16 protein-coding genes and 4 pseudogenes are annotated in these 22,861 nt (G+C 42.2%); 6 read left to right on the forward strand and 14 right to left on the reverse strand.

Translation table 11 applies throughout. From position 1 onward, the window contains the following. A pseudogene (locus ACFFAP_RS10000) lies at window positions 1-1,634 on the reverse strand (hypothetical protein); the annotation flags it as partial. A 555-nt stretch (window positions 1,635-2,189) separates the two neighbouring features. Between ACFFAP_RS10000 and ACFFAP_RS10005 the strand changes: the two are divergent. From ACFFAP_RS10005 to ACFFAP_RS10015, 3 genes are all read left to right on the forward strand, one after another. After that, window positions 2,190-2,894: a Crp/Fnr family transcriptional regulator gene (locus tag ACFFAP_RS10005; RefSeq protein ID WP_229471040.1), complete on the forward strand. Its 705-nt coding sequence runs from the start codon at window positions 2,190-2,192 to the stop codon at window positions 2,892-2,894. Window positions 2,895-2,907: 13 nt separating this feature from the next. Further along, window positions 2,908-3,648, forward strand: a complete 741-nt coding sequence (locus tag ACFFAP_RS10010; RefSeq protein WP_375511072.1) for a DUF2232 domain-containing protein — start codon at window positions 2,908-2,910, stop codon at window positions 3,646-3,648. 168 nt (window positions 3,649-3,816) lie between these two features. After that, on the forward strand, window positions 3,817-5,037 hold the full coding sequence (locus ACFFAP_RS10015; protein ID WP_375511073.1) for a nicotinate-nucleotide--dimethylbenzimidazole phosphoribosyltransferase: 1,221 nt from the start codon (window positions 3,817-3,819) through the stop codon (window positions 5,035-5,037). 40 nt (window positions 5,038-5,077) lie between these two features. Here the strand turns inward: ACFFAP_RS10015 and ACFFAP_RS10020 are convergent. Together ACFFAP_RS10020 and ACFFAP_RS10025 are read right to left on the reverse strand one after the other, a co-directional pair. Continuing rightward, window positions 5,078-5,305: pseudogene (locus ACFFAP_RS10020) on the reverse strand (IS1 family transposase); the annotation flags it as partial. A gap of 239 nt (window positions 5,306-5,544) precedes the next feature. After that, on the reverse strand, window positions 5,545-5,916 hold the full coding sequence (locus tag ACFFAP_RS10025; protein WP_375511074.1) for a hypothetical protein: 372 nt from the start codon (window positions 5,914-5,916) through the stop codon (window positions 5,545-5,547). A 356-nt stretch (window positions 5,917-6,272) separates the two neighbouring features. On the opposite strand from ACFFAP_RS10025, the gene ACFFAP_RS10030 reads away from it, so the two are divergent. Continuing rightward, a complete protein-coding gene (locus tag ACFFAP_RS10030) occupies window positions 6,273-7,442 on the forward strand; it encodes an extracellular solute-binding protein (protein WP_375511075.1) in 1,170 nt (389 codons plus the stop codon). Window positions 7,443-7,591: 149 nt separating this feature from the next. Here the strand turns inward: ACFFAP_RS10030 and ACFFAP_RS10035 are convergent, their stop codons facing one another. From ACFFAP_RS10035 to ACFFAP_RS10050, 4 genes and pseudogenes are all read right to left on the reverse strand, one after another. Continuing rightward, entirely contained in the window at window positions 7,592-8,191 is a 600-nt protein-coding gene (locus tag ACFFAP_RS10035; RefSeq protein WP_375511076.1) for a hypothetical protein, read from the reverse strand. A gap of 68 nt (window positions 8,192-8,259) precedes the next feature. Then, window positions 8,260-9,036, reverse strand: a complete 777-nt coding sequence (locus ACFFAP_RS10040; RefSeq protein ID WP_375511077.1) for a class I SAM-dependent methyltransferase — start codon at window positions 9,034-9,036, stop codon at window positions 8,260-8,262. Between the two features lie 102 nt (window positions 9,037-9,138). After that, on the reverse strand, window positions 9,139-9,966 hold the full coding sequence (locus tag ACFFAP_RS10045; RefSeq protein WP_375511078.1) for a trypsin-like serine peptidase: 828 nt from the start codon (window positions 9,964-9,966) through the stop codon (window positions 9,139-9,141). A gap of 692 nt (window positions 9,967-10,658) precedes the next feature. Beyond that, window positions 10,659-11,153, reverse strand: a pseudogene (locus ACFFAP_RS10050) (CHAT domain-containing protein); the annotation flags it as partial. Between the two features lie 131 nt (window positions 11,154-11,284). Between ACFFAP_RS10050 and ACFFAP_RS10055 the strand changes: the two are divergent. Beyond that, window positions 11,285-11,506: pseudogene (locus tag ACFFAP_RS10055) on the forward strand (Uma2 family endonuclease); the annotation flags it as partial. 228 nt (window positions 11,507-11,734) lie between these two features. Here the strand turns inward: ACFFAP_RS10055 and ACFFAP_RS10060 are convergent. The 7 genes from ACFFAP_RS10060 to ACFFAP_RS10090 form a co-directional block, all read right to left on the reverse strand. Then, window positions 11,735-14,386 (reverse strand): DUF3656 domain-containing protein, encoded by a 2,652-nt coding sequence (locus ACFFAP_RS10060; RefSeq protein ID WP_375511079.1) that lies wholly within the window; start codon window positions 14,384-14,386, stop codon window positions 11,735-11,737. Window positions 14,387-14,497: 111 nt separating this feature from the next. Further along, entirely contained in the window at window positions 14,498-16,024 is a 1,527-nt protein-coding gene (locus ACFFAP_RS10065) for a hypothetical protein (protein WP_375511085.1), read from the reverse strand. Window positions 16,025-16,048: 24 nt separating this feature from the next. Next, window positions 16,049-16,909 carry a hypothetical protein gene (locus tag ACFFAP_RS10070; RefSeq protein ID WP_375511080.1) on the reverse strand — a complete coding sequence of 287 codons (861 nt, stop codon included), beginning with the start codon at window positions 16,907-16,909 and terminating at the stop codon, window positions 16,049-16,051. A 238-nt stretch (window positions 16,910-17,147) separates the two neighbouring features. Beyond that, a complete protein-coding gene (locus tag ACFFAP_RS10075) occupies window positions 17,148-17,765 on the reverse strand; it encodes a Uma2 family endonuclease (protein ID WP_375511081.1) in 618 nt (205 codons plus the stop codon). 185 nt (window positions 17,766-17,950) lie between these two features. After that, complete coding sequence (locus ACFFAP_RS10080; protein ID WP_375511086.1) at window positions 17,951-19,759, reverse strand: ABC transporter ATP-binding protein; 1,809 nt, start codon at window positions 19,757-19,759, stop codon at window positions 17,951-17,953. 207 nt (window positions 19,760-19,966) lie between these two features. Next, on the reverse strand, window positions 19,967-21,097 hold the full coding sequence (locus tag ACFFAP_RS10085; protein ID WP_375511082.1) for an aldo/keto reductase: 1,131 nt from the start codon (window positions 21,095-21,097) through the stop codon (window positions 19,967-19,969). Window positions 21,098-21,244: 147 nt separating this feature from the next. Next, window positions 21,245-21,742, reverse strand: a complete 498-nt coding sequence (locus ACFFAP_RS10090) for a bifunctional nuclease family protein (RefSeq protein WP_012406891.1) — start codon at window positions 21,740-21,742, stop codon at window positions 21,245-21,247. Window positions 21,743-22,083: 341 nt separating this feature from the next. On the opposite strand from ACFFAP_RS10090, the gene ACFFAP_RS10095 reads away from it, so the two are divergent. Continuing rightward, window positions 22,084-22,764, forward strand: coding sequence for a riboflavin synthase (locus tag ACFFAP_RS10095; protein ID WP_375511083.1), 681 nt, complete (start codon window positions 22,084-22,086; stop codon window positions 22,762-22,764). Window positions 22,765-22,861: the final 97 nt, after the last annotated feature.

Genomic DNA, 22,861 nt, shown 5'->3' on the forward strand with positions numbered 1-22,861 from the left:
GCCAACGCAATTTCCGCTACTTCGGGAGTAACTGGTGCTGTAGTTGTGCCATTATTCACAGAGGATGCAATTTCCGCAATTTCCGCTACTTCGGGAGTAACTGGTGCTGTAGTTGTGCCATTATCCGCAAAAAATGACACTTCCAGCAGCTCCTGCTCATTACCTGTATCAGGCAATAGCTCAGTTAAAGTATTAATTGTATCAGCGCTAGCTGGCTGATTGCCGAGCTGCATGTCTATTGCGGAAACTGCTTGTGGCGTAGAGAAATTAACAAGCTCTAGGTCTGTATCTTCTTCAAAAAATAATTCTTCCTGTGAATCTGATGAATCTGTAGTTTCTACTAGAGTCTGTTGGGTTGTTTGTGGGTTAACGTTGCTCAGATCGAACAGATCCGTATCCACAGATGGAGGGACAGATGCGCCCTCAGCGATGTTCAACGTTGATTCTGAGGCTGTGGAAACCTCAAGACTTGGATTATTAACATCACCAGTACCAAACAAGCTGGCGTAAAGTTGGTCTACTTCATTACCAATTAACGCAGAAATATCTTGCGGTAATTCGGTCTGCTGGGAAGATTGAGACGAGTCTATACCAAGCTGCAACAGCACTGTATCTAAATCTTTTGCGGTCGTAGTATCCTGTTGCTTAAGATCAATTGTGAGTGAAGATGTTTCTGGCTGTATAAGCTCCAAGGGGGGTGCAACTCCAGCAGTAATCTCGGCTGGATCAGCCGATGATGGTGATGTATCAGATTCGACCTCAAGGAAAGATAGCTGGGAACTAGGCGATCGCTGCTGCAAATGCTGGGTCAAATTGTTGAGAAAGCTGGCCATCAACTGTTCGCCTTGCATCCCCTGGCTATGCATTCTTGCCAATGCTTGCGACAGGGACTCGTGATAAGTATTAATGTTGCGCTGTAGTGCCTCAAAGACTACATTCACAGTCCCATCTAGTGATAATAAACGTTGATCCAACTCCCTGGCTAGGTGAGTTAAACGCTCCGCAGGGTCTGGTGATTCTAATAACGGTTGAGTTGCAGAGGTTGCTGGTTCTGAGTTTGCACTATTTGCTCCTGAAGAACTGGCGTAATTTTCCCGCGTCTGTGCTAGCAGTGGCGTTAAAGTTGGCACAAGACGACTCATGAGTACCTGTAAAAACTCGGTAATTATCTGCTCCTGGTTTGTCAACTGTTGCCCTAAGGAGTAATTTTGCAATCGCCTCTGCTCTAGCTGCCTAATTTCCTGTATGAGAGTGGCTCGCTCTTGCAAGAGCAACTCTAATTCCGATCGCAATGGCTGGATCAAGCTCGAAAATTCACTTTTTAATTGTCCTGCCCCAACAGTACTATGTTCCTGATTGGGTTCGGGCTGGGGTAGTGGATACTGGTTATTACCTCGGTCAATAGATTTTCTTAATAAAGGCGAGCGCGGTTCTTCAGAAGACTGATTTGGGATGCCGTTCTCTAATGCTTCTTTTTCTTCGAGCCTCACCAAGAAGTTGCGAATTCGTACTAAAACTTCTTTAGGCTCTTGCGCCTGACCAGACAGAAATCTAGACACGCGCTTGCCACCACTGGCAAGTAAGTTGTCAATGTCTGCGATCAGCTTTTGAATTTCGTCTGCACTGGAAGTCACTTTTATCACCTTACCTAGAGATGTATGTCAACTAATCTGACAATTACTTTACAATTACCGTACCTCTATGGGCGACGCTGCATGTAGCTTGCTTCCCCATAGGAAAAGTTTTGAGTGGCAAAAGCCGCTTTGGACTTGTGACTGTCATTATGTTATGGATTACCGGGAGTCGTGGCAATCTTCAGTCAGCTTTTGTGTGAGAAGCTTAGTTTTACAGATCATTAATTGCCTATTTTTGAAAATCGCTAAAATACCTGAGCAATAATTTACTCCCTTTAGTATCATTGATGTTGTTTACCTATATTCTGAACTAATCAAGTTTGCAGTGCAGCTAGCCCCTAAGCAATACAATTGCCGGCTATAAACTACTTTTTGCAAAACTTTTACCCCGTTTAAACTTATAGGTAAAGATTATTTAGAAAAACGTTCTTGTCGCTTTCTTCTGTAGCATAGTTTAGTTTTCTTTTTGAAAGGGAGCTGTGCAATGATAGCTTAAGCAGAAAATGGCGCTCTTGTTTGTTGTGTGTATATAGCCGCTTGAATAAAGATGTCGTAATGGAAGACCGATATAGCTTGCAAGCACAGGCTAATTCCTGGATGATCACGTCGTCGGCTCCCTTTTTTCAAGGGTTGCCAGAAACTGCTGTAGAATCAGCTCTCATCCATCTTGTTACCCGCACTCACCCAGCCAATCAGGTAATTCTGCTGGAAAATGACTGGGGCGGTTCTGTGTATTTTATTCTGGACGGATGGGTAAAAATTCGCACCTACAATCTGGAGGGAAAAGAGGTAACGCTGAATATTCTTGGCAAAGGGGAATTGTTCGGTGAAATGGCGGCGCTAGATGAAGTGCCTCGCTCCACAGATGTGATTACCTTGGCCCCAACGGTAATCGGTAGTATGCCTGCTCAGGATTTTGTCAAGTTACTTCAGATAGAACCCTTAGCGGGAGTTCGATTGGCGCAACTAATGGCACGACGTTTGCGGCAAGTAAATCGCCGATTGCGGTTGCGGGAATCTGATAGCCAGTCACGGGTGGCAGATACGTTGGTATTTTTGGCAGAAGGACAGGGAAAAAAAGGGCAAACAGGAACCGAAATCCCCAATTTACCTCATCGGGAATTGAGTAGTTTGAGCGGACTGGCACGGGAAACTGTAACAAGAGTGTTGACAAGGCTAGAAAAAAAAGGCTTGATTAAACGGGATCAAGACACTATTTGCATTCCCGATTTGTCAGCCTTGGAAAGAATGATCGTTTAAAAACTTGTCAGATATGAGTATTTTAGATTCTCTGCCAGATGAGCCGGAGAAAGATCCATCCCCTGAGTCTCCAACTCCCCACAATCATTGGTTAGATAAAGAACAGCAGTTAATGCCTCCTCAACTCAAGGCTGATGCACCCTTGAGGATGGTGGAAACGGCGTTTTTAGCAAGTGCCGCTAGCTTGATTTGGTTTATTAATTTCTACTTTCCCTTGGGGCCAGTTTTGCGGATATTTTTTCCGGTACCGATCGCTCTAGTTTATCTGCGTTGGGGCAGGCGTGCGGCATGGATGGCAGCACTCACCTCCGGGTTACTGCTGACGGTACTGATGGGGCCAGCCCGCAGTTTGCTGTTTGTCATGCCCTACGGGTTCATGGGTGTGCTTTTGGGAGCGACGTGGTATCGTCGTCGTGTTCCCTGGATTACTTCCATCACCTTGGGTACGCTGTTGGGTACTTTGGGAGTCTTTTTTCGGCTGTGGTTGCTGTCTGTTTTGTCAGGTGAAGACCTATGGATTTATGTAATTACTCAGGTGACTGAGTTCATAGAGTGGGTATTTTTGAAGATGAGTTTGTTGGCAAGTCCCAGTGTGTTTTTGATTCAAGTGGGAGCGATCGCTTTAATTGTACTCAACAACTTTATCTACCTTTTTGTGGTACACCTGGCAGCATGGTTGCTTTTTGATCGTCTGGGTAACCCCATTCCCCCTCCACCACGCTGGGTACAAGTCCTCATGGATTATGAAGGATAGTTATTAGTCATTAGTCATTTGTCATTAGTCTTTGGTTAAATGATGAGTTTTAACTAATGCCCAATTCCCAATACTTCTCTTCTTAGGCTGCGCCCTAAGCGTAGCTATGCCGCAGGCTTTACGGCAACTCTTGGAGACGCACTCGCCTTCGCTCAGTACAAGTGCCCAATGCTCAATTCCCAAATTCGCATTTATACGCAAAAAGAACAGGGTGAAGAATGGCTACGACGGTATCGTGGCTGTCTACCCGTATTTGCCTGTGTTTTAGGATTTACTGAAACTGGTTTAATTCCAGGGATTTCAGCAGCCGGCCGCACTCCAGAGGATCGGAAATATACTGCTTGTGCCGATGCCGAGTTTTTGTACTATGGCCCAGAACATAAAGCCCAATATCCCTTACCACCATTAGCGGCTGGGGCTTCGCCTGTGCTGATTTCTCGATCTGTCTTTGAGTCACTAAAGATACCAGTTCATTTGTTTAATGCTGGTTTACCCCAACCTCCGGCTGTGCCAGTAATTGATTTGGGCGGCACGGCTGCTCAGTGTTTAAGTAGTGGTGCTGCTATGGAAATCACAACAGTACACCACTTGTTTAAACAAGGGCTACTTTGGGGAGAACGCCTTGCTGCCAATAACCAACATAAGTATGTGATTCTGGGTGAGTGCGTCGTTGGAGGCACTACAACTGCCCTGGCAATCTTAACTGGTTTGGGTGTAGATGCTGCCGGAAAAGTTAACAGTAGTCACCCTATTTGTAACCACGCGCAAAAGTGGGCACTAGTGCAAGCTGGGCTGGAGAAGATGAGGGGGAACGGGAGGCAGGGAGCAGGGAACAGGGAGCAGGGGGAGATAAACTTCCAATCTCAAATCCAAAATCCAAAATCTAAAATCCAAAATTCTGTCGATCCTCTACAACTCGTCGCCGCCGTGGGTGATCCGATGCAAGTGGTGGTAGCTGGGATGGCGATCGCTGCTAGTCGGAGTTGTGGTGTAATGCTTGCTGGTGGGACGCAAATGCTGGCGGTTTATGCGCTGATCAGTGCGATCGCTCAAACTTACGCCTTATCATGGCAACCAGAAGAAGTAGTTGTAGGCACAACTCGCTGGGTGGCAGAAGACCTTACTGGCGCTACAGTTGACTTAGCCCTCAGCTTAGAAAAAGCCAGCTTAACTCAGAGTGGAAGAACTCCTCCCCTATTAGCAACTCATCTAAGCTTTGCTGATTCTCGTTATCCCCAACTCAGAGCTTATGAGCAGGGCTTTGTAAAAGAAGGTATGGGCGCTGGAGCCGCTTGCATAGCCGCCCATCTTAGCCAAAATTGGCAGCAACACCAGCTTTTGGCAGCCATTGAAGCCCAACTTGAACGGCTAAGTACAGCATTTCATTAATTCATGCGAATTAAATTTGGTACTAGTGCATAGTAATGATTTAACTTCGTAAACTAGCGTTATAGTGATGAACAAAATACCAGACTGACCGAATATGATTGTCAAGTGATTTTAAGAATGACAATGTTTTACGTACTAAGCGTGAAACTCGTTGGCTAACAGTGTTATTTAATCGTTCAATATAACTTGTCTGACCACTATCCTTACCGACTGCACAATGCCGTTTACTTGGTAAAACAAGTTTGTAAGCCTCCCAAAAATCTCTGTAACAATTAACTCACGTGTTGAGTGGTTGATTGCTTGTCTGGTTGGGTTTTCAACAAACTGTCGTCCACAATGAAAGGCATTTTAAACGTTGTTTTCCGTAGGGAGTACATCCGTTTTTAACAATGTTTTTCGAGTTGCATTTAAAGCAATGCATAGTTAATGTATTAAACAACACTTATTTAGTTGATCATTACTATGCACTACTACCCATTTTTTTAATTTATTGAACTTAGGTGAAATTTAATGAATTCTTTCTCTGAGTAATTGTTCTTCCAAGGCAGCAATGCGATTGTATGCTGCTGTTAATTGGGCTGTTAGTCTTTGTATTTGAATTTCTGGTGTTATATTATCTCCACCTTGACGATGCATATCTAGATAAATGCCATCTATCAAGACATCCTTGTGTTCCATTTCTGGATTTAAATTGTTACGTCCTTTGAACTGGTAGCCACTAGCTGCGCCATTTTCCTGATAATTATCCTTTGCTTGTGTATTCGCTAAAGAACACTCTGAAAAAGCTTGAGCGACTTTACCATCAAGCTGCTCAATCACTTGGCAGAGCGCATCCAGTTTTTCGCTTAAAGTCAGGATTTGCTTCTGTAATGGCTCCATTTAATACCCTCAACCGTACATTTTCTTTATGTTATTCAATTTACTCTCAACCTTAACTATACTTATGGATTATTTAAGTATTGATAATTTTTGGTGCAAATGTGACATTTAAATCATTACTTACAAATATAAGTAAAATTTGACTATAAGTACTAATGAGGAAATTTATGGAGAAAAATTAATATTTAGGTAGCTATTTGCCCAAAAAATCGTTATTTTGAGTCAAATAGTTCAAATTATCCCTATTAGCAACAAAAAATACCGCTAATTTTCTAACTACACTTTTTCTGTTAGTCAGCCTCTGGTGAATCTCTGCTTAATATTAGGTATAATCAAAAATCTCAAATCCAAAATCAATGGATCGACGGTCTTTTTTGCTAGGTACAAGCACACTGGCACTTTCACAACTGCTTTTTGGCTGTGGTGGAAACAACCAGACGCAACTAAAAGTACAGTTATTAAAAGGTTCTATACCTGGTCAGGTAGTTAATCAGTTCCACAAAGCTTTGCAGGAACAGGTGCAGTTAAAGTTTGCTCCAGTCGGGCAGATACAAGATTTATTTCAGCAACTACAAAATTGGCAGCAGAAACCAAAAGCTAGTGATGAGCAGGGATGGAGCCGTTTAAGGCGTTTAATACCTTTTGGGCAAGATCAAAAAGCGGCTGACGTAGACCTAGTGACATTGGGAGATTACTGGCTAAAAGCAGCTATTGAGCAGAAACTGATTCAACCACTCCAAGAGGTACAAGGAAACCAATTAAAGCAGTGGTCTGCTTTAGACGAAAGGTGGAAAGAACTGGTAACGCGCAACGACCAAGGTAACTTGGATACTCAAGGGAAGGTGTGGGGTGCGCCTTATCGGTGGGGTAGCACGGTGATTGTTTATAACCGTGATAAGTTGCGAAAATTGGGATGGACGCCCAAAGATTGGAGTGATTTGTGGCGAGATGGAGTGCAGCAGCACGTTTCGCTACTTAATCAACCACGAGAAGTTATTGGTTTAGTCTTAAAGAAGCTAGGAAAATCTTATAATACAGAGAATCTTGACCAAGTACCAGACTTGGAAAAAGAATTACAAACATTAAACCAACAGGTAAAGTTCTACAGTTCCAATAACTACTTAGAACCTCTAATTATGGGAGACACTTGGCTAGCGGTTGGTTGGTCAAGCGACATATTGCCAGTTCTAGGACGTTATCCCCAACTTGGCGCAGTTATCCCCCAGTCAGGAACAGCAATCTGGGCAGACTTGTGGGTACGTCCCGCAGGTATTACTACTAAGAGTACTTTCTCAGATCAATGGATTGACTTTTGTTGGAAACCAAGCACAGCTAAACAAATTTCGATGCTGACCAAAAGTAATTCGCCAATTTCTACAAATATTGCCGCTTCCGATATCCAAGAAGCGTTACGGAGCATTTTACAGAGCGATCGCGAAGTTTTTGATAAAAGCGAATTTTTGCTTCCCTTACCCCCATCAGCAATAAAACAATACGAGTCTTTATTCGCCAAAATTAAGGTTTAACTGGGCATTGGCACGGTTATTCTCCTTATTCTTTTAATCTCTCCCAGTCCCCATGCTCCTAATCCCCAACGCCAGTCACCTCAAGTCGGGAAACCCGCCCACAGCGCTGGCTCCTCCGTGGGGGCCCCGAGTTCCCCAGTACCCAGTCCCTACAAAGAACGCTCTAACCCTATCTTGTTCTTAACAGTCGTTTGGATACTGCATAAAGCTGGACTTGTACTAAAGTTGCAGGTGTAGGTTGCTAAGGGTTCTTTTTGATAATTAAATACCCGGACGTTGTAACCAAAGTTTCGTGCAGTGCTACCCAAGCGATTTACGAAGTCGTAACGCTCTATATAGTCTAGTAAGCTCCAAATTTGCTGATTCACAATCAAGTCTACTCGTGCCGATTCTTTTTTAGAAGCTGGATATGCTATCCAATTATCCAATAACTTTTTCTCCGAGTTTGCTTGTGCCCACCATAAACTAGGAACGGTTAATCGTTCTGGATTTATGGTGTTAGCTGTGATTACATAGTTTTTTGGCTTGGTCAATAAGTCTAGTTCCAGAGGCGCATTAGAAGGCGATGGTATTGGGGGGGTTTGCGCTAGCGAGGGCGGGACTAGTAAAGTGGTAAGGCTAATGGTTAATAATAATGAAAGTGATCTCTGGCGATGCCTGCGCCAACACCTGCCGTAAGATGCCCGTTCGCGTAGCGTCTCCTTTAGGAGAAGGGCTGTAGGGCGATCGCACAATTTAGGTATATGCATAGCTGATACTAATTCGTAATTCGTAATTCGTAATTCGTAATTAAGGCACTAGTAAAAAATAGTACATATTATAGTTTAATGGCAACGATGCGAATTCTTCGATAATCTGCCATCCAAGTTCCTTGTTGATATAGTGTTGGCTTCAGATATTCTTCGACGACGGGAATTATTTGTATTTGTTGCTCAGGTGAAAGTCCGGCCAAGAAAGTGCTGGCGAACATTTTAATCCAGTTTGCCATACCTGCTTCTCCCTCTGCTAAAGGAGTTGGGCGAGGAAACAGGATAGCATAAATGACATCAAAGCCTTGCTGTTCTAATAGGCTACTGTATTCGCCAATGCTGGGGTAATACCAAGGATTTTCTACTTGTACTTGAGGGATACCAATGGACTCTAAAGCACTGTATAAAGCTGTGGCGATCGCTTGCACATTTCCTTTACCACCAAATTCTGCCACAAAACGGCCTCCGGGTTTTAGGGATTGATGTATGGAAGCGATCGCGCTATCTGCTTCTTTCACCCAATGCAATACAGCGTTGGAAAACACAGCATCCAATGGCTTATCTACTTGAAAGTTCCTCGCATCAGCAACATCAAAGCGGATATGGGGATAGTTTTGTCTGGCCTTTTCGATCATCGCGGGTGCATAATCAACTCCCATGACTTCAGCCCCAGCTTGGGCAATTTTTTCTGTAAGTTGTCCAGTCCCACAGCCAAGATCCAAAATGGATTCTCCTGGCTGAGGGTTGAGTAATTTCAGTAAGTCTTCGCCATACTGCCAGACAAAGGCGTGTTTATCTTCGTAAAGAGAAGTGTCCCAATTATTGCTTGTCAAAATATTATTCATGAATAACTATGGTGATTTTTAATTGAATATAATAAAACCTTTTTCTTGTGATGGTTAAATTCCCGATTTGTTTAAGAAGTCGGGAATCTAGCAGATGAGAGTTTACTTTCTACCAGTTAACTTATCCAAGAAATCCATTTTCACTGCAAAGTTGATAATATCTTGCCCTGTGATAGAGTTTGTAGCCTCACCATTATTCAAGGCGACAATATACGGCAGACCATCAATTACATCGATAATTGGGCCTCCTGAAGAACCGCTTGCGGTGGCACAATCATGATAAAAATGGTTTGACTCCTCACCAACAATGCTACAACCATCTTCGTAACCCGCAGTGAATCCTTTACCGGCAGTCAAGGATTCATAGCCTTCTTTGCTGGGGTCTGGATAGTCACTAGAGTAACCAACAAAGAACAGTTTTCCTCGCTTCTGTTTAATCAAAGTAGAAGCAGGTATAGATTTCCATCCTAAATGACCATACTTACGACCCAAGGGTTGATTAATTATCATCAACGCCCAATCATTACTCTGATTCTTGATGTTATCGAAGCCGCCATCTTTAAAGTCTGTGCCATAAAGCACACTTTTTGCAATATTCTTTACTTTGCCCATATCTCCTAGACTCTGGGGTTTGCCATTAATGACATTGGGTATAAACCGAAGTTCTTTACTGAGTTGATGAGTTTCAGAGCTAATTACGCAGTGAGCATTTGTCAAAACTATATCACTAGCAACCAGTGTTCCTGTGCAATAATAGCTTTTACCATCGGCTGCTGTGCCTTCGACTCGTCCGATAGTTGACCAAGGATAATATCTACTCAACATAGGGCTACGGTTATCTATACCTGTGGGGATACCGCGATCGCCTTCATAAAGTTTTTCCGACTGTTCGAGATCATCAGGTTTAAAGGGTTTACCGTCCCCTACCAAATTTAGCTATTCTGTATTTGGCGATATGGGTGATTCTGTTTGTGCTTGGACTGATATTCAACCACCTAAAGTGGTAAAACCCACAATTCCGGCGAGAAAGCAAGCAGTTGTTTGTAAATAGACGGTTTACGCATTGATTTTACTCCTGAGTTAAAAGTGAAAATTTGAGATTAGGGATTTCCAAGAAATAGCTACTACTTGTGGGGTGGGCATCTTGCCCGCCCCACAAGAAATAATTGGATATTTTTTTATTTGGAAGTCCCCTAGACCTCTCTCCTGGGAGGAGATAGGCTTTAAATTGCGTTTTCTTCCAGTTCTCTCTCCTTTTAGGCTACGGTGTACACACAAGTACTTTCGTTCACAAAACAAGTACTTTCGTTCACAACATAAGTCTTTTCGTTCACAAAACAAGTACTTTCGTTCACAACACAAGTCTTTTCGTTCACAAAACAAGTCTTTTCGTTCACAAAACAAGTACTTTCGTTCACAACACAAGTACTTTCGTTCACAACACAAGTCTTTTCGTTCACAACACAAGTACTTTCGTTCACAACACAAGTCTTTTTTAAGCCAATGAGTGAATGAAACAGCTTTGCTTTTCAAGAGGGGTTGGGGGGATTAAAAGTCTGTGGAGCCACTCTAAAAGACTTGTGTGTACACGGTAGCCTTTTAGGAGAAGGTCAATTAAGTATTCAGCGCCACTCACCTTGGAGGGTGAAAGCCGCCCAATAACGGGGATGTTTCCATTCGGGATTTTTCAAATCGTTTCCTTGAAAATCTTTCCCTTGCCACATTTGGCGTTAGGCGAAATTAAGGGCGGTGGCGGGAGATTTCTTTTATGCCAATATTTGTTTGTAGAATGCAATCATTAACTCCTTGGTAGATTGATCGTTCACGTTCCACAGAGACACGGTGACTCTAGCTGCACTTGCATACATAAAGCCTCTTGTCAAGCCCACTATCTCTTCACCCTGGACATCATTCCCTAGACCACTTTCACAGGCACTTAGCACTATCAACTCTGCTGGTAAGTCGAGGTTGAAAATATCGTTGAGCCGCAGGAAGCTTCTGGTTTGGAGTTTGCCTTGTTTATTTACCAGAGACAGCACTATACCTGATAAGGCTGGGTTCACAGGGTCGAAAATGCCGTGAGTGGCGAACAGCAGCAGGCGATATTGGCTCAACGATTTTTATTTTTTGTTAAACATGCAATATCTAATGCTTCGTTATAAATTTCTAAAGCCTGGTGATAATCTCCCTGTGATGTATGGATATCAGATTTTTGGTTAAGAGTTGCGGCATATCTTTCTATGTTTACTACGAAACTTTTGGCGTTCCTGAATACTGGATTATTGACTATTTAGCTTTGGGCGGTAGAAGGTATATAGGTAATCCAAAACAACCAACTATTTCCGTTGACTATTTGGTGGATGGTGAGTATCAAGTTAACCTGTTTCGAGGTAGCGATGCCTGCGGCAACCCCTTTGGGGAACGCATCATATCCCCTACATTCCCAGAACTAAACTTGACCTTTTTTTAATTAAAAATTAAAAGTTAAAAATTAAAAATTAATCAGAATAATAATTTTTAATTAATTAATTTTGGGTACGAGCAAGCACTGAAATCAAAGATTTCAGTGGTCTACAATCAGTGGTGGGTTCAGAGCAAGCACTGATTGCAATTTTTAATTAATAATTTTTAATTTTTAATTTCGAGAAGCGACTTGACTGCTGAACAAATTTTTAAAGCTGGGCATTCAGAAAATCAATTATGACCGCAATGCAGACACTCCCATAGGGCCACGAGTTACGCCCAATTGATTTTGCAGTTTCAACTCGCGCCAGAGTTGAGAACCTGTAATTTCGCCTTGCAGTAGTTGACTATAGCAATGTATTGTTTTACTCACTTGTTCTGGTGTTTCATTGACAAATTCGATGCGAAACTGACGTAATCCCAGTTCTATGAGGCGCTGTACGTACTCGGCTCCAGTTTGAGCAGTGCCGTTAAATACAGTATTGCGGCAACCTACATCTGCTTTGAGGACGTGTTCGCTACCAACGCGATCGCGCAATTTCACTTCCTGCTTTTCACAAGGTCGTCCACAGTTAGTGTAGTCTGTACCCGTTGATAGAAAGGCACAAAATACACAATGCTCCATGTGAAACATCGGTATATGTTGATGGATTGTCACCTCAAACCATTGAGGTGGGCAACTGGTGAGCAGGTCTTGTAGTTGGGTAATATTCAGGTCATAGGATGCCGTCAGCCTTTCTAAACCGAAGTGTTGCTGAAAGTAGTCTGCTGTTAAGGGATTAGCAACGTTGAGCGAAAAATCTCCAATACAACGGTCTTGAGCAAAGAATTGCAATTGGTCATAGTTGCGTATTAGATAGCCATCTGCTTCAGAAGCACGTACTTGCTGCAAAATCCAATTTTCCCCTGGTTTGGTAATTCGGGGAGGTGCAACCCAGATAGTGGGGAGTGGGGAGTGGGGAGAGACGCGATTAATCGCGTCTGTACTGAGTTGGGAGTTAGGAGTTAGGAGTGAAGAATTGTCTGCTTTATTTTTTTGCTGTTGTTGGCGCACCATTTGCACCGCTTCTCGGTAGGCGCGGGGGTCTTCAAATTCACAGTATAGGGTTTCAATACCAGCTTTGAGGGCAGCTTGGAGTTGCTTGAGGTTTCGTACTAAGACTATGAGTGAAGGAGATGTAGCTTTAGCTTCCCGCAGGGTGGGGAGTGAGGGAGATGAGGAGGGTAGTAGGTCTTGGAAAGAGACATTAGAACGTAATTGCCAGCGTTTGGGTTGACTCCGCAATTCTTCCAACTGCACGACAATTTCCCGCCGCATCCGGTTCAATTCACTGACGGGTAGCATAAAGGTACCACTGAGGTGGTTGGTTAGTGTTCCCAAACAAAAAGGGGTGTTACCGAGACGACCGAATTGTTCTTGTAAACGGTCTGTATCTAGGGGTTTGGTGTGCGCCTCCACCAGGGAAATTGCAGACTCGACCTGTACAATATTACCGAGTCGATCGCGAGCGATCGCAGTTAGTGGCTGACCAACTTCTCCATAAACCTCCAAGTCAATCGGACGCTGAAATTGTGGGTTCTCGCCTGCAAAACTTTGACGTAGTTGCTTATCGAGTTCTGGATCGCTGGTTTTCCAAATGCGATCGCCTATATGCACTCGGCGCAGGTTCAAGTCATTTCGACCAAAGGTCAGCATGGTTTCTTTACCTTTGGACACCACAGCATAAACCCGGCCGCCTTCTTCCTTCGCCTCTGGATGACCGCAGTCAAATACTATTCCATCTCCCGGTTTTACGGGCGCTTGCAATTTGACTGTTACCTGTTCGTTGTGAATGCGGGTAACTTCACCCAGATAAACCCCACGTTTTTTACCAAAACGGGCGTGAACTAGTTCCTGATTATTAATCCCGCCAAACCAACCTGTGTAAAGTCCGCGAGAAAATGCCATTTCTAGGTTGTAGTGTTCTTGATCTGATTGACCTCTTTCTCCTTCCCTTGTAGACAAAGGGGTTAAGGAATTAGGTCTTTCCAATTGCGTCATTACCCCATCCAGGGCTTGCCGATAAACACGGGTGACATTGGCAACATACTCTGGAGCTTTCAGGCGACCTTCAATCTTGAGAGAGGTTACTCCTGATTTCACCAAATCTGACAGAACATCTAATCCTGCTAGGTCTTGAGGACTAAGTAAATATTTGCGTTCTTTTAAATTCACAACTTCCCCATCGGCGATTAAATCGTAAGGCATCCGGCAAGCTTGGGCACATTCACCTCGGTTTGCAGAACGTCCGCCTAAAGCCTCGCTAGTCAAACACTGACCGGAATACGCCACGCACAAAGCACCGTGAACAAAGACTTCCAAGGGCAGTGAAGTTTCCTGTTGGGCAATCTGCTGCTGAATTTTATTGATTTCCTGAAGAGAACATTCACGCGCCAGCACTACCAATTGACAGCCGAGGGACTTGGCAAATTCCACCCCAGCCGCACTGGTAATCGTCATTTGGGTGGAAGCATGAATGGGAAAATCGGGCGACAGGTGACGCATGAGACGGCAAATTCCGACATCCTGAACAATCACCGCATCCACACCTGCTGCAATAATTGTGCGGAGATATTGCTGGGCTTCTGCTAGTTCTTTGGGAAATATTAGTGTGTTGACAGTGACATAACCCTTTACGCCGCGACGATGCAGAAATGTCATCAATTGGGGTAAGTCTGCCTCAGTAAAATTTTCTGCCCGCATTCTGGCGTTGAAGCGATCCAAACCGAAGTAAATCGCATCTGCCCCATTTTCCACAGCAGCTTTAGCACAGTCCCAATTACCTGCTGGCGCGAGTAGTTCAGGGCGTTGAAGGGAGAGTTGGGAAGAAGGGCGATCGCTTTTCATCAGATTTAGGGTTAAGTAGCACCATAGTGATTTTATCTAAGTTGGTGGGGGATGGTGGGGGAAGCATAGGGTGAGGTTTGGTTATTTAGCATCCTGATAATGAATTTTTACTTAAGTCCAACGTTGACTGATGCGTTCTCGTAATTTTTTTTGGCTATCATAAATTTGTTTTTGAGGTAAAGAAATATATAGACTATCTTGTTGCAAGCAATATTCAACAAATAATTTAATAATAACTACCCAATCTTGTCGAGTTCTTTTCTTTTTAAGAAAATCACGCACACGCATAAGATAACTTTGACTAGCGATAGGCGTATTTAAAGCCATTTGACCTATATAAATTCCTTCTTTTTCTTCAACAGCAAATTCGTAATGTATACGTCCGCAAGGAGTAATTTTAACTCTTTGTGATTCGTAAATATTTGCATCAGTTGGGTCATAGGTTTCAATGAGGCGATAATCCAGAAGAGCCTTTAAGTGTTCCTTAACTAGAATCCTGTTGATTGTCACAGGCTCAAAATAATTTAGAATATCATCAATATACAGATAATTCTTTTCTGCATCTGAGTTCTCAGAATATGTGTCAGATAATAAGCGTAGTATAGATAACCTCAGTAGTGGGCTTGTAATACTGCTAGGTTGAACTTCAAAAAGGTTTAAAATAAAATTGCTATCTTTTTGATAAAAGTGATTATAATCTCCAACTAATAGTGCTTTTTTTATTTGCCAATGACTGATGTGAGACTTTTTACCAATTACATAAGCATTTACAAGTAAAGAAATATCAGTGATAGGTGAAGTGATAATTCTTCGAGCAATTTGTAAACTTCTTCTGATATCATGATTAGAGAGCCACCCTACTACGCGTCCTATGTAATCTTCATTAATAAATATATCTTCTACAGCAAAAGCAAAAGCACTAATGTTAGGAATTGATAAGCGAATACCTTTTTTAGTAAAGTATTTTTTACTCCCTTCTGAATCTTCTATTGCTTTTTCTTTTATAAATTCTATCCGTTTAGCTAAAACGTCTTTTGTAGACGGTACAGGAAGATAAAAAGCTTGATTTTCATATGACTGTAGTGGGCCTGACTTTGACAACTGCCAAATCGTTCGATCTGTTATTGGACAAATAATAAATGAAAAAACTTTTCTATATATAGATTGTGCATATTGAAACACTGCTTCTTGGAATATCTGTGGGAAATGATCAGTGTTATCAAAAACTATACATGGCATTAATCCTCTTGCTTTAGTAGCATTTTTAATCAATTTCATTACATAATCATCTGGATGTTTTTCAATAAAATCTGCAATATATTCTCCAAATTTTTCCTTAAATTCATTTTTGTTCCTTTCATACAAAGGCTTACGCTCACCAAATCTCCATCTTTTATATTCTTGATAAAATACTCCTTGAAGTTCGCTATATGATGGATATTCACCCTTAAATAAGCCATTTTCTAACTCAATTTTTAGTTGCTCTGTTAGCCAACTAGTAATAGTAGCTTGTTCCCCATTAGAATCAGCTAAATCAACCCTAATTAATAAACAATTTTCTCTAAGACTCTTGTCTAATATTAAACGAAAAAATCTATCGATAAATGTAGTTTTACCAGCTCCTTTATTACCTATTATTAAAACAAATTCTCCTTTCTGTAATTATACAGAATTACGGATTTGATTTTGTAGCTCAATACCCTTCGCTGAATTAACAATATCAATTCTATTCAATAAGTTTCGTGTTATTTTTTGTAAATTTTCATCGGCTTCTCTACTTTCTTTTGATTCCACAAAACATTTGGCAAGCATATCAGGATCGTCTTCCCCTGACATACTAGTGAAAAAGCTGTGGTAGACATTCTCAATATCTTTGAATAATGCAGACTTTGTAAGTAAATATCTATCAGAATTCTCAAGTACTGAATAAAGAGATTCATTATGACTAATTTTTAATCCTTCCGCCTCATATATGTACGTTTTGTATAAATCTTCTAAGATTCCCTCTCGTGAGAACACGTCGTAGAAGGTAGCAAAATTCTGTTGAATAGATTCAAGGTTAGGGAATACAATTGCTTTCCCCTCACTTGGAGGCGTACCGTCAGTACGAAGGGCCCAGAAGCCAATCCACTCAAAACCTGTTGTCAAAGCACAAAACAACACAGCTTTGTCAGTACAATAGCGTTTTGCTTGATTTAATCCATCTGCTGCTGACTCAAGCGCAGAACCACCAACTTTGTACCAAGCCATACGTGGTTGACGAGTATCAATCAGTAGCTTTGATGTTCGCTTCGCCTCCACTACAAGCCTGCTGCGTCCTCTAGACGTTATTAGGTAATCAATATAGCCACTGTCTGTATGAGGCTCTGTAAGAATTTCTTCTCTCTGCCATCCCAAAACTTCTGTCAAAATGCGGTCAATAACTTGGAACCGTGCATCCTGTTCAGTCTCAATTTTTATGCAGCTTTGTGTTAATTCTGTATATAGTAAGTTAAATTTTTCTTTTGCTTGATCAATATTCATGAGCATCTAATCCTTTGTAGATAATAAAGATTAGCGGCTTGAGGCTGCTATTAGTATAAATATACTAATATAGTTTAGAGTAAAAATAACTCTTATTCTCTAGTCGTGGATAATACCTTCAATTTTTTGCTTACTAATCCTATTTGACAGGCAGGAGAGTCTACGAAATATCCGCAGAAACCGTTAAAAGTGGCTTAAATATTTTTAAAATCCTCTGCACAAGTAAAGCGATCGCACCTTATCCCAATCCCTCAACATCAGCACTTTCCCCTTCAGACTCAACAGGCTCAAACTTAACTTTGTTGTACAAATCCTGTAGAGAAATCTCAAAGGGTACGGTTACAAGTGCGATCGCTTCATCTTCTTCATCATATTCACGAAGCGTCCATTGTTTTTTCCCAGTTTTAGAAAATTGATCTACATGAATCCGAGTTTGGTCAATTAATAGATATTCTTGGAAAGTAGAAATAGTTCGGTAAGCCTGAAATTTATCTTCGCGATCATAGTGTTTAGTAGATTTAGACAAAACCTCAACAATAACTTGGGGATTAGTAATAATATCTGTACGGTTGTTGAAAAATTCTGGTTCACTGGCTATTACTGTCACATCTGGATACGTGTAGATACGCTTTTGATGTATCCACAGACGCATATCGCTATTAAACACTTCGTATTCTTCTTGTCTGAAAGCGAAGTTTAACACAGCATAGAAATTACCAGCTATACGATTGTGATTTGCTGTTCCACCCGCCATAGAAATTATTTGCCCGTCAATGTATTCACTTTTGTAGTCAGCAGCTTCTTCTAGCTCTAAATATTCCTCTGGGGTATAGTATCGCTGTTGTGTTATTTGCATAATTTTATCGGGTAACAATGTTTAACAATACGAAGCATCTAGGCACTAAAGAGATTTGACCCATGTTTACCGAACAGTTTAACGTGGTTAGATAAAGGTGTTATCTGCTTTCTACAAAGTGAGCGTAGGCGCAGCCCGCCGTAGGCATCGCTATCTCAATTTACAAAGATTGCTAGCTTATTTTCCTACTGATAACCGGCTGCTTGTAACAGAAACAACTTGGCATAACGTCCTCCTAGCTGTAACAGTTCTTCGTGAGTTCCTTGTTCTATAACTTCCCCGTTTTCTATAACTAGAATTTTGTCAGCCATTCTTACCGTCGAGAAGCGATGGGAAATTAAAAGTACCATCTGATTTTTAGTAACAGTGCGAAAATGATTGAAAATCTCAAACTCAGCTTGGGCATCTATTGCTGATGTTGGTTCATCTAACACCAAGATATCTGCTTGCGATCGCATAAACGCACGAGACAAAGCAATTTTCTGCCACTGTCCCCCAGAAAGTTCCTGTCCTCCCTTAAACCAACGACCAAGTTGAGTCTGGAAGCTTTGGGGTAATTGGTCAATAAAAGATTGGGACATGCCTTTTTGGGCAGCAGTTTGCCAACGAGTTTTGTTTTCGAGATGTTCTACATCACCCACGCCAATATTCTCACCCACAGTGAACTGGTAGCGGACAAAGTTCTGAAAAATCACACCAATCCGACGCCGCAGCACATCCACATCCCATTCCTGCAAGTCCAAGCCATCTAAGAAAATTCGCCCAGAGTCAGGGGTGTAGAGTCGGGTAAGTAGTTTGATTAAGGTAGTCTTACCAGAACCGTTTTCACCCACAATTGCCAGTTTCTCTCTGGGTTTCAAATGCAGCGAAATATTTCTCAATGCTGGCTTGGAACTTCCTGGATAAGTAAATGATACGTTCTCAAAACGGATACCATCTTGGGGATTTAAACCAATGGTTGCCTTACCCCAAGACTTTGGTACTTCTTCTTCCAGAAAATCATAGAGATTTGATAGATATAGGTTGTCTTCATACATCCCTCCAATAGAAGTGAGGGCATTGGAGAAAGTAGATTGTCCTTGGCGAAACACAGTGAGATACATTGTCATATCTCCCAAGGAAATCTTACCTAGCACTGTTTCCAACACAATCCAAGCATAAGCTAGGTAAAAAGCACCAGTACTAACTAAACCCAGGAGATAGCCCCACAGTCCTCGCCGCAGAGTCAAATCCCGGTCTTCGCCATAGAGTTGATCAAACAAGTTGCGGTAACGTCTTAGCAACATCTCTCCCAGCTGGTAGAGTTTGACTTCTGTGACAAAATCTTCTCTTGCTAGCAGATTTTCTAAGTAGTTTTGTTGACGAGTTTCTGGCGCACGCCAACTAAACAAACGAAAGCCTTCTCCAGCAAACTTTGTTTCTGCAATAAATACAGGCATAGCTGCCAAAATCAGCACCACCACTGCCCAACCTGAGAAATTTACTAGCAAAATACCGTAGGTGAACAGGGAAAGAGCATTTTGCACTAACCCAAAGGTGCGGTTTACTAGAGAAAGGGGACGAACTGATGCTTCTCTTCTGGCATTGGTCAACTTGTCATAAAATTCTGAGTCTTCAAACTGCCTAAGATCCAGTGTCAGCGCCTTTTCTAAGATGAGTACATTTACTCGCTGACCCATTAGCGCCCGCAATAGAGACTGACAAATGATAATTCCCCGTTGACTGGCTGCTAGTAGAATTACAGCGATCGCTTCTAATCCTACATACAACAAAGGCTGAGAAATATTGACAAAACCATTGCTCTGTGAGTTAACTTGAGAGGCGAATACCACCGCATCCACAATTAACTTACCGAGGTAGGATATCGCTGCCGGTAAAAGACCAGCTATTAAAGTTAAACTAGCCAGAAGAATAGTCAGCGATCGGCTAGTAGTCCATACTAGGCTTACAGCCCGTCCACTGTACCGGAAAACCGTCAGTGATTGGCGTAGAATATTTCTTTTTTTTTAATCTTCATCTTTCTTTGCGCGAGATACCCCAGCTTGGACCAATCTTCCTGACTTTATTTAATCTTTATTAATTTTACCAAAAAATAACTTAGAACTCAGGAGCTAGAATGACGGGTCTGCGACTAAGTGGTGACTCTCATACTTAGGTTAAGGGATATTCTGAATTCTGACTCTTGACTCCTGTTTATATTTTTATCCCCACAATCTCCGACCTGCTTTCCCACTTAATTTTTGGTGAGTATCTTCCAACAAAGCTGGAATATCTAACTTTTCTGGACACCGAGGCAAACAGTCACCGCATTCTGTACATCGGTTGCCTTTCATTCCAGGGAACCAATGACCGGCATTTTCAAACATTCCGTAACGATATTGCCCATAGTCAGTCATATCGTATGCCACTGCAAGATTTCGTAACCGCAATACCTCTGGAATATTGATATTTGCTGGACAGGGCAAACAAGCATAACACTGACTACATTTATCAGTTTTTAAAGCAATTTTTTGGTGATTTTCTAACCTCTGGAAAGCAGAATTTTCTGCTGATGTTAACTCTCCATCATCGTCAGCGATTCGCAAAGGTTCCCTTAATTCATCTGGGTTTGCTGGGCCGATACTCAAAGTAGTAATACGGTTATCAGACAGTAAAAAGCGATAGTTTAATTCTAAGGGTAAATGCGGATAACACAAGTCTTTTAGAGTTTGAGATGGCGTATAGAGGCGTCCCCCCTTATCAGCAGGGGAAATAATGAAAATGCCCATATCCTTTTCGGCAGCTAGTTGAATCGCTGGTGCGTGCCGTTGGAAAAAATAGTAATAATGCAGATTGACAAATTCAAAAAAATCTGTGTTTATTGCTGCCTGAATTATCTCTAATGGGCCGTGGGTGGAAAAACCAACGTGTCGGACTCGACCATCAGCAACAGCTTCTTCTACGGCTTGCATACAGCCATTTTTGGCTTGCACCCACTCTAAATGTTGCCAGGTGTTCAAGCCATGAACGCCTAAGCAATCTAAATAATCTAGCTGTAATCGTTCTAGGGATTCGTCGATGCACCGACGCATGGTGTCAGCATCTGCTGTGGCTGAGATTTTGGTAGTGACATAAAGCCTCGTTCGGGGTACTGACAACCCAGCTTTTAGCGCCCTACCAAGATACTCCTCACTTTTGCCGTAACCTCTGGCGGTTTCTAGATGATTAATTCCTAGCGCTAAGGCTTGTTCGATGGTCTGGTGAGCATTTTCAAAAGAAGCCAGGTAGCGCATTGTTCCCAAGGAAAAAACCGAAAGGCGCAGATTCGTTTTCCCAAAGCGTCGGTATTGCATTTTTAACAAAGAGTTAAGAGTTAAAAGTTATAAGTTAGGAGTTGAAAGAAGTAAATCATAACTCTTAACTCCTAACTTTTTTTGCTTACAAGTTAAGAGTTGAAGCAAAATAACTCATAACTCCTAACTCATAACTCATAACTTTATTTAGCTGTCACCATTACCAAAGCGCTTAATCAAATCTTCAGGACGGAGATTGGAAATAAATTCACGGAAGGCTTGCTGTTCGGCTTCATCTGCATCGCGGTCAACGGGGATAGAAGCATCGGCAATCACTTCTTCCATTACCCAAATGGGGGTATTTGTACGCAGGGCAATGGCGATCGCATCACTAGGACGCGCATCAATTTCTTTTTTGACCTCGCCTTGCTGGACGATTAAAGCTGCATAAAATGTATCCTTTTGCAGGGAATGAATGATCACCTTTTCTAGAGTCATATTCCAAGTCTCTAGAAGATTCACAATCAGATCGTGGGTTAAGGGTCTGGGAGGCTTTTGATTCTCCAGTGCGCCCATAATTGCCCTAGCCTGTTCCTGACCAATGTAAATTGGCAAAGCCCGCCGATCTGAAGAATCTTTCAAAAGGACGATCGGGCTGCGGGTTATGGCATCTAATGCTATGCCAGCGACTTTCATTTCAATCATTGCCTAAGCCTCTACAATGCTTCGAGAGCCTTGGATGCTGTGTAACAAATAGTACCCCTTTTTTGGCGGTTTGGCGACAGTAATAAACATAAGCATTCGTTCTCTATAATTGCTTCTATTAAACTCCGAACTTGTGGTGAAAACCAGAGTAAGTCAAATTGGTCTTCTTAGACAATAACCTTCTTACCCAAGTATGCCTTGTGAAGGATGCTAATGTGTTAATATTCCTATACGAAAAAAAGGTCAGAAAATATACTTGGATGTTGGAGATTTATGTGACAATTACCAATTTATTTCAAGCAAAAATAGGCAATAAATAGAGTTAGTTTGACAAAAAAGCCGTGTTTACAGGATTAATCCAGGCATTAGGAACGATGGAACCCTTAGGGGGCGATTCTTGGCAAATTACTTGTGTAAGCCAGTCGGGTGAAGTAATTATGCAAGATTTGGCTTATGGTGACAGTGTTGCTGTAGATGGTGTTTGCTTGACAGTGGAAAAAGTTTTAAAAGACGGGTTTCTTGCCACTGCTTCACCGGAAACTCTACGCAGCACGACGTTGGGAGGTGAGCAAACGCAACAGAAATATGTCAATTTAGAAGCGTCGCTAAGGGTGGGCAGCAAAGTTGGCGGTCATTTTGTGATGGGTCATGTAGACGGCATCGGTCGATTGCTAGTGGCAGAACAAACGGCTAGTTCTTGGGAAATGACCTTTATTGCATCCAAGGCGATCGCACGGTATATTGTCCCCAAAGGTAGCATAGCTGTCAATGGCATCAGTCTCACAGTAGCCGCTTATGAGCCAGAACTCTCTCAATTCAAGGTAGCAGTAATTCCCCTCACTTATGCCGAAACAAATCTTCGCTATTTGGTTTCTGGAAGTTTGGTGAATCTAGAAGGGGATATTCTCGGCAAATACGTCGAAAAATTCGTTTACCCTGGAAACTCACAGACCACAGCCCTTGATGAAACTAGTATGGATGGCATTACACCCGCATTCTTAGCAGAACACGGGTATTTGTAATTTAGGAATGGGGAGTAGGGAATAGGGAGTGGGGAGTAGGGTATTGAGAATAGGGCATTGGTTTCTTTCTCAGTCCCCAGTCCCCAGTCCCCAGTCC

It is taken from the genome of uncultured Nostoc sp. (assembly GCF_964245575.1).
Lineage (GTDB): Bacteria > Cyanobacteriota > Cyanobacteriia > Cyanobacteriales > Nostocaceae > Nostoc.